This window comes from Candidatus Obscuribacterales bacterium (assembly GCA_019744775.1).
Taxonomy (GTDB): domain Bacteria; phylum Cyanobacteriota; class Vampirovibrionia; order Obscuribacterales; family Obscuribacteraceae; genus SBAT01.
The window spans coordinates 158,700-172,825 of the sequence record JAIETZ010000001.1; the positions used below are offsets into that span (position 1 = coordinate 158,700).

Here is a 14,126-nt window from a genome sequence, read left to right on the forward strand (position 1 = left end):
TAAGTAGAAATATGCTCAATCTACTGAGAACCTTAACATCATGTTTTTGTAATTCAGCAACACACACTTGAAAGCTATAATTTCCTAGCAGATTATCTGCACTAGAAACCTAGTTATAAAGGGTGTACTAAGGTATGTCCCGCGCGGGCGTCACTATCTGTTGTTTAGCCGTCAGTTTGTTTGCCTTGAGCAAAGAAGCTAAAGCTCAGTCATTGGCACCGCCTCCGGCGGCAATTCCTGCACGCACTGAAACAAATCTGATACCAGGAACAGTCCAGGCTGATGTTGTGCAACAGACTCTCAATGCAGTTGAGCAAGCATCTCCCGATACGATGCCTATTGATCTGGTGCCGGTACAGCTTCCTTCTCGAACAAACCCGATGCAGTATGCCAAAGAAGGCATCCTCTTTCATTTGCCGGCACGCATGTTTTTAACAGGCACTGTAGAAAACAGCCTGCGTTTGGAAACAAATATTTTTCAAACTAGCAGCCACTACAGGCAAGACATGATTTACCGCATACTGCCCAATATCACTATGGGTTATGCGCTTTCCCGCAAGACACGCGTATCGGCAAATTACTTCTTCTTGCGAGATCAGTACGCATTTCACAATTCACTGATGAGTCGCAATATTCATTCGGTTGGCTTTGAAGTTGACAGGGATTTCCAACTAACGCCTAAGACCACACTTACAACAGGGCTATTCAACAGGCAATTGTTCATGACGGGCTCGCAGCCATTCACCGATATTCTGCCATCGGTGACATTAGTGCGTCGTGTCGGTCAATCAACCATTCTCTACAGCAGTATCATGGGTCAGTTGCGTTGGCGAAATATGTTCACCCGCTGGCAGGAAGGTGACCAGTTTTACACCATTGGTGCAATCTATCGAAAAAACCTATGGGCGCTTTCTGCCAACACAACTCTGGTCAGCAGCTTTGGTGTGCCAAGCCTTCGCGGTGGCGCCAACAACCAAGTCTTCATTTCGACCTTTGAAATAGACCGACAACTAACACGCAAACTTCCTATCATCGCTTTCGTGCGCGCACAACCTATCTTCAACATAGGCGCCAACCAAAGCCCCGGATTTGCCGGAGTCAACTTCCGCGTCTACGGCGGACTACGCATGGATATCTCCAAACCGGCACTATTCCCACCAAAAGTCGGCAAACAATACCAGTTAGCTAAAGCCGGCGAGTTGAATTAACTTACTTTGCTTCACCAATAAGTTGAAACGCAGCCCAGTAGCGTGGATTAGCGCGTATAAATGTTGGTGAACTTGGATCAGCCATCGATCCCTCCATTGTAGAAATGGTCTGCAATTGCGCTTCTCTAAGCGCTTCTGCTTTGCCTTTACCAGCCAACAAAGTCTTGTAAAAGACTTCCATTTGGAATTCGGCAATTACATCATCTACATTCCAATGACTGACGATTACCGAAGGCGTGCCTGCTGCAATAAAAGCACGCGATAAACCAATGACGCCGTCGCCTGTTATTTTGCCGCGTCCAGTCTGGCAGGCAGACAAGACAATCAGCTTCGACTTCAGCGGCGGCAAGCTAAGAATATCCTTGACCGTCATGAAGCCATTGTCATTGCCATCTTTGGCTAAGACCAAGCCTGATAAAGTCGGCTGTTCTTCATTAATAATGCCGTGACAAGCCATGTGCACAACCGACGACTTAGGTGCGGTGCTCACAAAAGTTGCTCGTGTTGCATCGACTCCCAATCGTTTAGTAGATTTAGCAGCGCCGAATAATTCAGCAGCTTTAACAACTTCTTTTTCTGCGTATGGCAACGAACCCAAAGTCGCAAATATTTCTGTTTTGGGATTGCCAAAGGCCATCAGCGTATTATCGTTGAGTGAAGAATCGCGCAGCTTGGCAGTAGACTGCAATACGGAGACTGCAGGCACAACGGACAGTACAGAGTTTTCTACAACAAACTTACCTTGTTGGTTCATCAAAGCCGCAAATGGCACCAGAAATAATGGGCCATGCGGGATAATAATTAATTGCTTGCCCGCTAAAAGTGGTTCTGCCGATCCCAGCAAAAGCTTATGCATTTGCTTGAGCTTTGCTTGACGCAATTGCCCTTGCTTTTTGATTTCTTCAAGGGATTTCGGTTGAGCTATGAGCAGGTTGTACAGCTCAACAACATTCTTGCGCAATTGCTTTTGTGATATAGGTTGCGCCGGCAACAAACGGATTGAGCCATTCGCATCAATCAACCAAACAAGCAATTTATCCGGCAATGAATAGAATTCCAAACAGACTGCATTATGATCAACTACTTGTTGCTTCAGCTCAGCCAGAGACAGAGCTTTGGAAGTTACATTGTTTGCCGTCGAATATTCTTGTGACAAATGCGTAAGATCGGACGGCAATACTTTTGAATTTAACGAATCTTCTCCGCCATTGGCACTTAGTGAGTGCGCAACACCTTGTCTTGCCGCCAGCAAATCAGTAAATGCACGTGCTCTACTTCTCTCAGCAATCTCCAGAGCCTCCTCTGCATGTCCTTGTTGTACAAGCAAATCAACAAGCTCATAAAAGCAATCTTGACGCAAATCCAAATTGAATGTTTTAAAAGTATCGCGAGACAATTGGCTTCTTTCCTGTTCAGCCATCTCCGCTGCTTGTCTCAAGGACGCTAATGCCGCGTCGGTTTGCCCAAGAGCTCGATAGGCTTTACCTAATCCAAGATGACAATCCCAGCGAGCTTCCGTGTTGCCTGCATCAGCCAATGCAATAGCCTTATTGTAAGAATCAATTGCCTTGTCCGGCTGCGAACTAAGCAAGTAAGCAAGTCCTTCTCCACGCAATGCCTGACCTTCCAGGTTTTTATCGCCTGCGCCACGGATTAAAGAAAGAGCTGATTGATAATCAGCAATGGCTTCAGCGGACTTGCCTGAAAACAATTTCGATTGTCCCAAGTTATAGGCTAATATTGCTTGCCCTTTTTTATCATTGAGAGATGCTAAAAGCGCCGATGCTTCAGCAAATATCTTATTAAACTCGGCTATTTTTCCGTTGTCTAAATAGGCAACAGCTAAATTATTTGCTGCAAGCGCTTTAGCTCTCGTGTCGGCAGAAGCAGCCAGCATGGCATAAGCCTGCTCATAGTTCTTAATTGCCAAATCAAGCTGCCCTAGCGACTTATAGCACATGGCTAGGTCAGTCGTGAGAACTGCTTTAATCGTTCCTGATTTGCCACTATCTTTTCCAAGCAGCGCATAAGCGGCGAGATACTTATCGAGAGCTTGCTCAACATTGCCACTGACAAATTGAACGTAACCCAATTCGGACAAGACTGCTCTTGTTCTATCGGAGTTTTTCAATGCCTTGGCAGATGACAGTGCATCGCTCAAGATTTTGTTTGACTCTTCAAACTTTCCTTGAGCGGTACTGATGGCGGCTAAACTAGTTTGGCAATCTATCAATAGCAATTTCGACTGCACATCGTCCTGCGTTAACACCTTCTGTGCTTCTTGTAACTGAGCCAATGCCTCGTCATATCTTGCCTTGCCGGCAAGTAGTTGACCTGACGCCATTAATGCCTTGCCTTCAGAAGCAGTGTCAAAATCCTGGTTGAATTTCTCCTTTGCGTGTCGATAATTGTCCAAAGCATCATTCACAGATCCCAAATCTGCCTGAACGCGTCCAATTTCCATGTATAAGCGTCCCATTTCCGCATCTGATCCGCTTTGTTCCACAATCGGTAAAGCTTTGTCTAAATAAGACATAGCCTCTTTTAGATGATTTTGAGATCTCTCAACAACAGACAGGTTCATAAGCGCATTGGCAGTAATGGCGGCCATATTATTCGCCTTAGCATCAGCATAGGCTAGTTCATAATATTTCTTCGCCTCGACAAGATTTCCTTGTTGCATAGACAACGAGCCAAGGCTAATCGTGATTGATAAAGCGTCGTCTATCAACTGGAACTGCTTTGCCGTCGCTAAAGCTTCTTCATATGTCTTGCGTGCATCATATGTCTGATTGTTAGCTACAAGTATGGTCGCTAGTGCTGACAGGCTACGCACAAGTGGAGAATGCCTTTTAAGAGATTTTTCCATCTCCACTGCTTGCTGCATCAAAGCAATAGCTTGAGGCAAGTTACCGCTTTCATAAGTGGCCTTTGCTGCGTCGTAAAGTTTATCGGCCTGCTTAACAGGCGAATCTGTTGTCGAGGCAAATGTAGAAACAAAGGGCCCAATCAATATTAGGCTCAAAACTAGGCTAAAAATTCTACGCATTATTTTTGAGTAGAATTTTGAGTTTCAGCTATAAAGCCTTGCGTGCCATTCATGTAGTTGAGAACGGCTGCCATTTTAGACACATCACCAAGGATACGTCTTTCCTTTGTGCCTGTTTCCTTCTGCGTCATGTCGGCAATCAGCACACTTGTGTTAAGCAGACTCTCGACAGAATATTGACTTACCGCCATATGACCGTTTTCCATAACTTTGGAATAACGTCTGCCTACACCATCGGTTGGTCTAAGTTCTTTTCTTGTCAATTTTCGCTCACAGGCAATAACTTCATAGCCTGGCTGAATGCAAACCGTCGGATCTGCAGGTCCGGCAAAAGGGCCCTGATCAAGTTTAGCCATGATGGAATCGCCACGACCCGTAAGGTTGAATATTCTCAGCACACCGTTATCAAGACTTATTTGCGCATCACCATTAGCTGACACTGCAATCGTTCCAAACGGAGTCTTTATCAATGCAAGATGCGATGGCTGTTTGACAGAGACAAGAATAGATCCGGATTTCAGTTCGAAGGAAAATGGGCTTAAGCGATCACATTCCGATCCGCTTGCTGTCTTGATGATAATCCAGTCAGTTGATCCTTTTGCGTCTTCCGGCTTTGGAAAATTCTTGTCGGAAACTTCATTGACACCATTAAGCGCCAACGGACTATCAAAGGAACCCTTGAAAGGAAGATTGCCTGTCGTGTAATTAGGCGTAACAGGCGTCACATCTGTCGGCACCACAATTGGTGGCGTATAGACCTGATTATTAGACGGCGGAATGAACATCACCGGCGGAGGCGGTGGTGGAGGTGGTGGTGGCGGTGGCGGTGGTGGAGGACTCCATGAAGGAGGAGGCGGTGGCACCGGAATATAGTCGTATGGACCGTCTTCCAAACTAAGCTGCGCGCTGACAGGCAAGCCAACCAAAATACTGAACGCCAATGCAGGCAACAATAACCATCTAAATAATTTCATGGTGGTAATTAAACACCAGATAGTCAAGCAATAAATTATAGAAAGTTAGGTTGTCCGCTATTTCGGGCAATTCCTACACTTGACAAGTATTTTTGTTACTTCTTTTCCGGTGAGCGAATATGCTCCGGACGAAAGCCATTGCCGATGACAGCTGCCGGAATACCCCTTAGAGGCGGGATAAGATTCAAAAGTTTCACGGGCCATGGTGCGCCTAAAACCGTTGTACCTTCAAGAGTCGGCTTAACGACATTGTTTTGTACGGCAACTTGAAAGTCCTGTGTTGCAACAGTTGGAAAAGTACGTCTGTCCTGGACCTTCTTCAAGTCCTCTTCAGTGCAATTACCCTCTGAAAGCGGCTTGTACAAGATATTTGCAGCAGCCACCGCATCTTGAACAGCTAAGTTAATACCGACTCCACCCACTGGGGACATGGCGTGAGCAGCATCGCCAATGAAAAGCAATCCTTTGCGATACCACTTCTTAAGCCTGTTTACTTGCACTGTCAGCAATTTGATTTGATCCCAGCTTTTCAGTTCGCCAACTCTGTCTGCGGTAAAGGGCACTATCTTAACTACACGCTTCTGAAATGATTCAAGTCCTTCGCTTTGCAGTTTTTCTAAAGCATTTTTGGCAATAATATATCCGCATTGCCAATAATCCCCTCGGTTGAGCATGACAAACATAACACCGGGTTGAATACGTCCTAATGTCTGAGGCGGATCAGATGGCAGTCTGGACAAACGCATCCATAGAACATCCATTGGCGCACCAAGATCTTGCAGCGGCAATTTTGCCTGCTCTCGTAAAATTGAGGCACGCCCGTCGGCTGCTACTACAAGATCAGCCTTTATTCTAATTTCACCATCCGGACCTTCGGCGACAATACCTGTTATTTCTCCATTCTCTTCAATCAACTGAGTTGCCTTAGTACTCATTCGCACGGAAAAGCCTAAATACTTCTTACCTTGATCGGCTAAGAAATCCAAGAAATCCCATTGAGGCATAAAGGCCACATACTTGCACTTGGTAGGCAAATAGGAAAAGTCAGCCATAGTGACAAAGTCTGTACCAATCTGACCACCCAATTGAGAAACCTTCTGGTGCGGAAGTGCTAAAAACTCATTTAGAATGCCCAACTCGTACATAAGTTCTAAAGTCGAAGGATGAACAGTATCGCCGCGGAAGTCGCGCAAAAAGTCCCCATGCTTTTCCAATACAACAACTTCCAAGCCTGCGCGCGCCAATAAAAGCCCCAACATCATTCCAGCCGGGCCGCCACCCACGACACAACACGTCGTCTTGATTTCTGTCATTTTCGAATCCTATACAGAAATGCCTAGCTCAACCCATCAAAATACGAGAAGAACACCCCATGAGGATCGTGCTTCTTACGTAATACTTCCAGTCTCGACCAGTTTTCCGCTTTATACGATGCCTTAGCATATTCCGGATGACCGACCGTGTTTGTCTCTGAGACATAGTGCCCGACAATAAGTGGAGTCAAAAGTTTCATACACTCTTCATGCCAAGCCTGATTTCTGGCATCATCACTTTCGTTGTCCCACATTGTCCACGGCCCGCCATACAGCTTGCCAGTCATAGAAAACGCTGCATCCAAAAGAGGCGCAGGTACATTCTTGCCTGTGAATATGGCAAACATCAAAACGGTCTTTGGTGATTCAAGTTTTTGAAAATGCTCTTTGGTTGCCCTAAACAAATCAGCCAATTCGGCATTTGAGAAAAGTGCATCCACACGGCAGCGTAAATCTCCCGGCCAAAGTGCGCCGGATGCATCAAATAGTTTTTCAAAATCCGTCTTTTCAGCAATAGTCTTCTGCAAACATTGAGCCATCAATGGACAATTATTTAGAGGCGCCAGAGCATCCTTTGCTTCAGCTTCCGTATCAGCAAAGACTGTGCCTGTAACTAATGCCACTTTGCCGTTATTTGCTTTGCATTGCTCAGCCAACTCAGACGGCGCCTGAACAGCAAAAAGACTAAGCTCGACCGAGCTAGGTAATTGACTGGCCAGTGGTCCTAGCCATTCGGCAATTTCAACAATTTTGTCGTACGGATAGTAGAAGACACTAGCGGCAATATACTGAGGCAAAGGATACAGCTTCAGATGATAGCGCAGACAAACTGCAAATAGTCCAGGGCCAGCTCCACGTGCCGCCCAAAAATAATCTTGGTTTTGATCTTTGCTGGCGGTTATAAGCTCACCGTCAGATGTGACCATTTCAATCGCTTCAATGCTACCTACACCTGGTCCCCAAGTGCCTTGATTCCATGCCATGCCACCACTCAATAGATAACCGCTCATCTTTACCGGCGGACAATGTCCTGTCGGATAGGACAAGCCCTTAGCATTAAGTGCCGCTTGCATGTCCCTGTTGCTGACGATAGGTTCTGTGACGGCAATGCGTTTTTCCGTATCTATGGAAATAACTTTGGTCAAATTGGAAAGATCAATCATAACTCCCGAACTACGAATAGACGGTGCACACCAGTTGTGCCCTCCGCCGCGCACCGCAACTTTCAATTGATTTTCCTTGGCAAACTTTATGACAGCAATAACATCATCGTCGTTGGTGACTTTAGCCACCAATTGCGGTGCGCGCTTGGGATTTACTGCCAACTTATTCCAGAGTTCTCCATAGACAGCGCTATTGAAGCCTTCATCTTTAGGCGTAAACAATTCACCTTTAAAAGACTTTTTTAGAGCCGTAATATCGAGCTCTTTTTTTCCATACAACCCTCTGGCAATGAGCTCGGCATTAACACCGGGAGCTATAAAGACTGAGCCGGCAGCGGCTGCCAGACCTCTAGCAATAAATAAACGACGTGAAAGTTTACATTCTGCCACGATAATGCCTCCCCAGGTGTTCCCCTAACATGCCCCTGAGAGCGCAATATCTATATTAAACAGAGCCTTTGTAACGGAACTTTTATGACGAAAGAGGCATACCCCTCATGACCCTTACTGAACTTTGAGGATGCGACAATGAATTCACCACAAAAAATTGTCTTACTAATAGGCATTAAATTGGCGGTTGCCACCCTTATGTACGTACCATGGAACCACGACGACGGCGAAAAACAATCAGTCGGCTACGGTCTATTAAACCAGCCTCCGGTAGCACAAGAACAGCATGGCATAAATATTCTCGGCCTAAAAATTGACGCCTCTGAAACAGTCAAAGGCAACGAAGTTGATACTTCGCGTGTGATACCAATGAGCTATCAACACCGGCAACGTTTTCATAAATGAATATTGCTTGTTTGAAAAGCGGTTCTGCATCTCCCGGACGTTTTTCCACACGATACAATTCAGCCAAATTATTTAGTCCATTAGCAAGTTCAATGGATCCAGGCTTTATCCTTTGATAAACAGCCACAGACCAGGCGCAATTTTCATGATCACTCATGACTCCTTAATGTTTGATGTGTCTTCCAAGTCCATGGCCGTGGGCTAAGACGCCCGCCTGATGGGGTTTGTTCCCCTCAGTGCAGAGACGTACATAGGCAAGAGCAACCTGAATTTTTTCCAAGAAACCACTATCGACCTTGCTTGACAAGCTGCAGTCGGTACAATTACCGGCTAGTGACGGTTTCACAGAAGGTATTAAGCATGAAGATCAAGCCTTTGGTCATTGCATTGATGATCCAAGCCCCCTTTGTAATTTCCATTGCCCCGCAACTTCCAGCTCTCGCACAACCACAAATGCAAACGCCTGGACAAGGACAACCGTATGAAACTGGCGTAGCCATGACGCTTTTCCGTGTCCAGAACGGACCAAACGGCCAGGTCTACATTAATCAACAAGGTCAAGCAATTCCATTGCCGGGAGCCGGTGTCAACAGTCCAGCTGTTGCAATTTATAGTGGTTCTCACGGCGGTCAGTGGTATGTAGATCAAACCGGTCAACAAATCGATTTGCCGCAAGAAACACCATATGCTTACGGCGGACAAGGACAACCTCCTTATTATGGCGGCGGCTATGGCGGACAGGCTTATGGTCAACCATATCAAGGCGACTATTCGCCGCAAGGACAATACGCGCCTCAACAAGGCTATGCTGAGCAAGATCAATACAATCAACAAGCTCAGCAACAGCAGCAACCCCAAGTCAACGTCGAGCAAAATTCCGGCGGTGGTTCAAGTGGTGGCAGCGCGCTTGGCACAGGACTTGCAGCAGCAGCCGGTGGCGCCTTGGGCGGCATGGCCGGAGCTGCTATGACTGATTCACTATATGGTATGCCTTACGGAACACCGATGTATGGCGGCGGCGGATACGGCGCGTATGGCGCTGCGGGCCCGTACTACAACGGTGCAGGCGGCAAGCGTGTGTATGTCAACAACAGCACAAACAACTACAACGCCGAATGGCAAAATCAACATAATTGGTACAACAACCAAGTCAATAATCCTGACGGTAAGTACCACAAAAATAATTGGTCCGGCAACAATCACGGTATTCCGCAAAACCAAGACCCGGGACGTCTCTATTCACAAAACCCCAATGCCGGTGGCATGAACAATGCTATGCGCGATGATGGTCGTCATCGTCAAGACGGCATGGGCGGCGACGAGCGTCGTGACGATGGCGATGGCGGTCAACGTCGTGAAGGCGGCGACGAGCGTCGTGACGATGGCGATGGCGGTCAACGTCGTGAAGGCGGCGATGGCGGTCGACGTCGCGAAGGCGGCATGGGCGGCGAACGTCGTGAAGGTGGCGGCGCATTCCATGGTGGCGGCAGAAGAAGGTAATACCCTTTCATGCCAATCAAGCGTAAATTCGCATCCAGGCTAATTGCCTTAGCAGCGATACCGTGTTTAGCACCGGTATCGGCTGCGCAAATACCGGCTGGTCAAATTGCTAAGCAATTAGTTAAGTCTGAGGATCAAATAGCTGTTGCGCCGCAATCAACCGTGCGTAATCTTTCATCAGACACAATTGATTTAGCTACTAAATTGAACTTGCTGCCAAAACTTGTTCATCTGGAAGAAGAGCGACAAAACACATCCAGCGACAGCCAGTTTTTTAAACTTGCGGCGCTGAAACAAGATCTTTTTTACGAATTGATGGATTACGAATACGACATTCGTATTGCCATGAATCGCATCGAAGCGGAAGTTGATAAAGCAAATGACAAATATGCATTACTTGCTGAAAAGCGCGATCGGGCAATTCGTCTAAACACCTACGCCAACCTAGTAAGCGGCGGACTTACAGGCATCATAAGCGGCAGCCTGGACTTGGGACAGGTCAATTACATAGCACCAAGCACAATAGACACAATTGAAGGTGTCATTCAAACCGGATTGTCAGCCTGGGGCTTGCATGAACTGCGAGGAGAACACAAGCTGGAGCGAGGCGTACCAAATATTCTCTCGTCACTCTTAGAGAGCAATACTGATGCAAGAAAATATTTCCCATCAAGTGTTTGGGTGTATTTGAATTCAGTACCGGAAAACACGCTAACAGGTAAAACTCGCCGAGAATCGCTTTTGGACAGATGGGACAAAATTGGTTTTGGTTCAAGAGGTTTAAAAAAAGGCAGCCAGCAAGATCGTATGACCAAAGCAGCCGGCATAACGCAAAACCCGCACAGGCTAACAGTACGACTTCTGGAAGATCGCATGGCCATGCTTATTGATTTACAAACTGCCGTTGCTGAAATGGAAACGAACTTGCAAGAAATCCTGCAATTTGTGCGCGGCACACGCAGCTTAGCTCAGAACACTCGCTAATTAAAATACCGAGTTGCCGCCAAGCAGTTTATCTGCTAACTGGTGCTCTAATTTTTCCACTTGCTTCATGTCATCAACAATGAGTACAGCCTGATTGTAGACAGCCGGTCCTAGATCTTTTGCCGGCGGCGAAGCGATAGTAGATTGGATTTGGTCATAACGACTTTGCACGTCGTTGATTACTGAACCAATGTTGTCCACATCGGATTCAATAGCCGGATCTTGTTTGCGCAATGCTTGCAAATCGTTATTAACTGCGGCAATGTATTGCGACAACTGCGCCATACGCTTATTGAGTTCGTCTACTTGCGCTTTGGCATATGGCGATCTTTCAATTTGAGAATACTGCTTCATCGAAGGGCCCATCACCATCCAGCCTTGATCTTCTGCATCTTCCACGTATGCAGCTAAAGGACTTAACTGTTTGGCGCTGTCTCCAAGATACTGCGCAATGATACCCAACCAATGAGAATCGCGTCCGAACAATTTGAGATCAACGACCGCACCAACTGTCTGCGGCGTAGCATTTTTCAAATTTACTATACGAAAAATAGCAGTTAAATTTTGATCGACAGTTGCCAGATATCGCTTCATATCGATTAATTTGCCTGCCATTACTTCTGCATCAATACTGCCGCCTGAATTGATTTGATTGTAAAGAACTCCATAGTCTGCTTTAACGCTGTCCATCACTTCGTGCGCATCGGAAATTAACGGCTTAATGGCATCAGCTTTTTCCGGAGGAATATCCATTGAATCCATATCTTCTTCAACGACAGCAATTAAACTACCGATGTTTGACACTGCCGACACCACATACTTAGTGCGAGCCTCGGCGAAGTGACCGCTATAAATTTTGAAATTCGGAGTCGCCAACGTAACAGGATTGGTGCCTACAGCCGGCAACAATACGGGATACGAGACATCAAGCATAGAGTCTTGCAAAAACTTGGACAAATCATTGATGTCCTTAGTCAGCCTATTGCTGTCTCTTTGAATTTGCCCCATGCTCACAAGAGATTTAACTACTCGCCCTTCCATTTTTTTGAAGTAATCAGGTGGAAGTTGGCTATTGGGAGCATTCGTGTCGGCAGGTGCAACTGTGTTGGGAATTGTATTGGCCGGCAAATCAACTGCCTGACCAAAACTTGCCGGACTAAAACAAATAGTGGCAGCCAAGAAAAGGGCTGCAGACCGATAAATACGAGAAACATTTTTGGCACAAATATTCACGACAATACTCCGCTCCGAGATTATTCGGATATAGAGTACCAGCATGACAACAAAATCTAGAAGGATACACCGCGCGTTTTAGTTTTGCCGAAGCGGGACATTTCACCCGTCAGCTCCTCAATTCTCTTGAGAATATCGCTTGTTTCACCTTCCAATACAGCATTGCGAACATTATTCATTGCTTGGCGCACAGCAGCTTGTTCTGCCAACAGTCTTCTGGCGGCATTTTTAGCAAGCATTCTTTCTGCATCAGAAAGATAACATTGAGCCTGCATTGTCGCCTCATTGCGTTCAGAGACCATTGTCTCTTCGGCAGATTCAAGGCTGGCTTGCTCAGCAAGTTCCTTCAATTCTTCTCTTGTTAGTCCTTGTGTTCGTACTAGTTCTATATCGACCTTTTTGCCTGTTTGGTCATCGACCACATCAACACAAAAAATGCCGTCTACATCAACGCTAAACGTAACCTCGTATTCAAGCGAACGAGGTGAAGCCGTGCGTGGCAATGGAATGGAAAAACGAGCAATTGATTTATTCTCGGAAGCTTTGTCGCTTTCACCTTGAACAATATGTCCCTTAATTGCCTTTTGCTTGTCGGTATTATTTGTGAGAACTACTTTCTTCTTAATTGGAATATGCGTGTTGCGCCTAAACAGATTGGCCACATGACCATGCGGCGTCTCAATGCCTAAAGACATGGGCACAACATCTAACAGCAAGATATCATCCAATTCACCAGCCAAAATGCCGCCCTGAATGGCTGCACCAACAGCCACTGCCTCATCCGGGTTTACTGCCCGCAAGGGGTCCTTTTGAAAGATATCACGAATAAGCTGCTGAACGGCAGGAATTCTTGTTGTACCACCAGCTAATAGAATTTGATCAACGTGGCTGACATTCAGTTTGGCATCCTCCAGAACTCTTTCTACAGGCAGCTTGGCTGCTTCGACCAAATGCTTTGTCATGCGATTAAAGTCAAAAACAGTAAGAACAGCCTCAAAGTCGACTGGATGCCCTTTATGATCTTCGGCAATGAAAGGCAGTTTTATGAGAGTAGAACTACAGCTCGATAGTTCTATCTTTGCCGCCTCCGCCGCTTCGCGAAAACGCTGCAATGCCACAATGTTATTTTCAATGTCGATGCCACTCTGTTCTTTGAGCTTAGTTTTCATCCAGTCAATAATTACTCTGTCAAAATCGTCACCACCCAATTGCATGTTGCCGTTTATTGCCTTGACGTGCAAAACATGATCGTGGATTTCTAGTACAGTGACGTCGAATGTACCACCGCCAAAGTCGAATACAACGACTCGCGAAGTCTGATTGATTTTGTGCAGTCCATAGGTCAAAGCACTACTTGTCGGCTCATTGACGATACGAACAACATCTAGTCCGGCAATAAGTCCGGCGTCCCGCGTAGCCAAACGCTGAGCATCATCGAAATACGCTGGAACAGTAACAATAGCTTTTGAGACTTTCTCGCCTAGATAATCCTGGGCCTGCTTCTTGAGCTTCTGCAGGATAACGGCAGAGATCTGTTCCGGAGAATACACGCGATGGTCGAGAACTATTTTGTCCTTCGTACCCATGTGTCTTTTAATTGACTCAATCGTTCGTTCAGGATTCATAACTGCCTGACGCTTAGCCAATTGGCCGACAAGCTTATTGCCGTCAGGGGTAAATGCAACAACACTAGGCGTTGTAGGATAACCTTCCGAATTCGGAATAACAACAGGCAAGCCGCCCTCAATGACAGCTACGCAGGAGTTGGTCGTGCCTAAGTCGATACCGATAATTTTGTGACTCATGGCTGAAGCACAGGATTCGCGAAAATCCTGTTCCCCTATTAATCGTGCTTATGAAGACATACCCAACAGGCTAAGAGTCCTAATATATTTTAGTGAAAGTTA

At 46.2% G+C, this 14,126-nt stretch carries 10 protein-coding genes; 4 read left to right on the forward strand and 6 right to left on the reverse strand.

Annotated features, from left to right (window positions below):
- Window positions 1-134 precede the first annotated feature (134 nt).
- On the forward strand, window positions 135-1,208 hold the full coding sequence (locus tag K2Y22_00665) for a hypothetical protein (GenBank protein ID MBX9876945.1): 1,074 nt from the start codon (window positions 135-137) through the stop codon (window positions 1,206-1,208).
- Window position 1,209: 1 nt separating this feature from the next.
- Here K2Y22_00665 and K2Y22_00670 read toward each other — a convergent pair whose 3' ends face one another.
- The 4 genes from K2Y22_00670 to K2Y22_00685 all read right to left on the reverse strand — a co-directional run bounded on the left by K2Y22_00670 (window position 1,210) and on the right by K2Y22_00685 (window position 8,097).
- Window positions 1,210-4,221: a CHAT domain-containing protein gene (locus tag K2Y22_00670; GenBank protein ID MBX9876946.1), complete on the reverse strand. Its 3,012-nt coding sequence runs from the start codon at window positions 4,219-4,221 to the stop codon at window positions 1,210-1,212.
- Between the two features lie 35 nt (window positions 4,222-4,256).
- On the reverse strand, window positions 4,257-5,231 hold the full coding sequence (locus K2Y22_00675) for a hypothetical protein (protein MBX9876947.1): 975 nt from the start codon (window positions 5,229-5,231) through the stop codon (window positions 4,257-4,259).
- Between the two features lie 95 nt (window positions 5,232-5,326).
- Complete coding sequence (locus tag K2Y22_00680) at window positions 5,327-6,544, reverse strand: FAD-dependent oxidoreductase (protein ID MBX9876948.1); 1,218 nt, start codon at window positions 6,542-6,544, stop codon at window positions 5,327-5,329.
- Between the two features lie 23 nt (window positions 6,545-6,567).
- Window positions 6,568-8,097: an FAD-binding oxidoreductase gene (locus K2Y22_00685; protein MBX9876949.1), complete on the reverse strand. Its 1,530-nt coding sequence runs from the start codon at window positions 8,095-8,097 to the stop codon at window positions 6,568-6,570.
- A gap of 138 nt (window positions 8,098-8,235) precedes the next feature.
- Between K2Y22_00685 and K2Y22_00690 the strand changes: the two genes are divergently transcribed.
- The 3 genes from K2Y22_00690 to K2Y22_00700 all read left to right on the forward strand — a co-directional run bounded on the left by K2Y22_00690 (window position 8,236) and on the right by K2Y22_00700 (window position 10,986).
- Window positions 8,236-8,502, forward strand: coding sequence for a hypothetical protein (locus K2Y22_00690; protein MBX9876950.1), 267 nt, complete (start codon window positions 8,236-8,238; stop codon window positions 8,500-8,502).
- Between the two features lie 360 nt (window positions 8,503-8,862).
- Window positions 8,863-10,002 (forward strand): hypothetical protein, encoded by a 1,140-nt coding sequence (locus K2Y22_00695; protein ID MBX9876951.1) that lies wholly within the window; start codon window positions 8,863-8,865, stop codon window positions 10,000-10,002.
- Window positions 10,003-10,011: 9 nt separating this feature from the next.
- Complete coding sequence (locus K2Y22_00700) at window positions 10,012-10,986, forward strand: hypothetical protein (protein MBX9876952.1); 975 nt, start codon at window positions 10,012-10,014, stop codon at window positions 10,984-10,986.
- Here the strand turns inward: K2Y22_00700 and K2Y22_00705 are convergent, their stop codons facing one another.
- Window positions 10,987-12,219, reverse strand: coding sequence for a hypothetical protein (locus K2Y22_00705; GenBank protein ID MBX9876953.1), 1,233 nt, complete (start codon window positions 12,217-12,219; stop codon window positions 10,987-10,989).
- A 56-nt stretch (window positions 12,220-12,275) separates the two neighbouring features.
- Window positions 12,276-14,024, reverse strand: a complete 1,749-nt coding sequence (gene dnaK, locus K2Y22_00710; GenBank protein MBX9876954.1) for a molecular chaperone DnaK — start codon at window positions 14,022-14,024, stop codon at window positions 12,276-12,278.
- Between the last annotated feature and the right edge of the window lie 102 nt (window positions 14,025-14,126).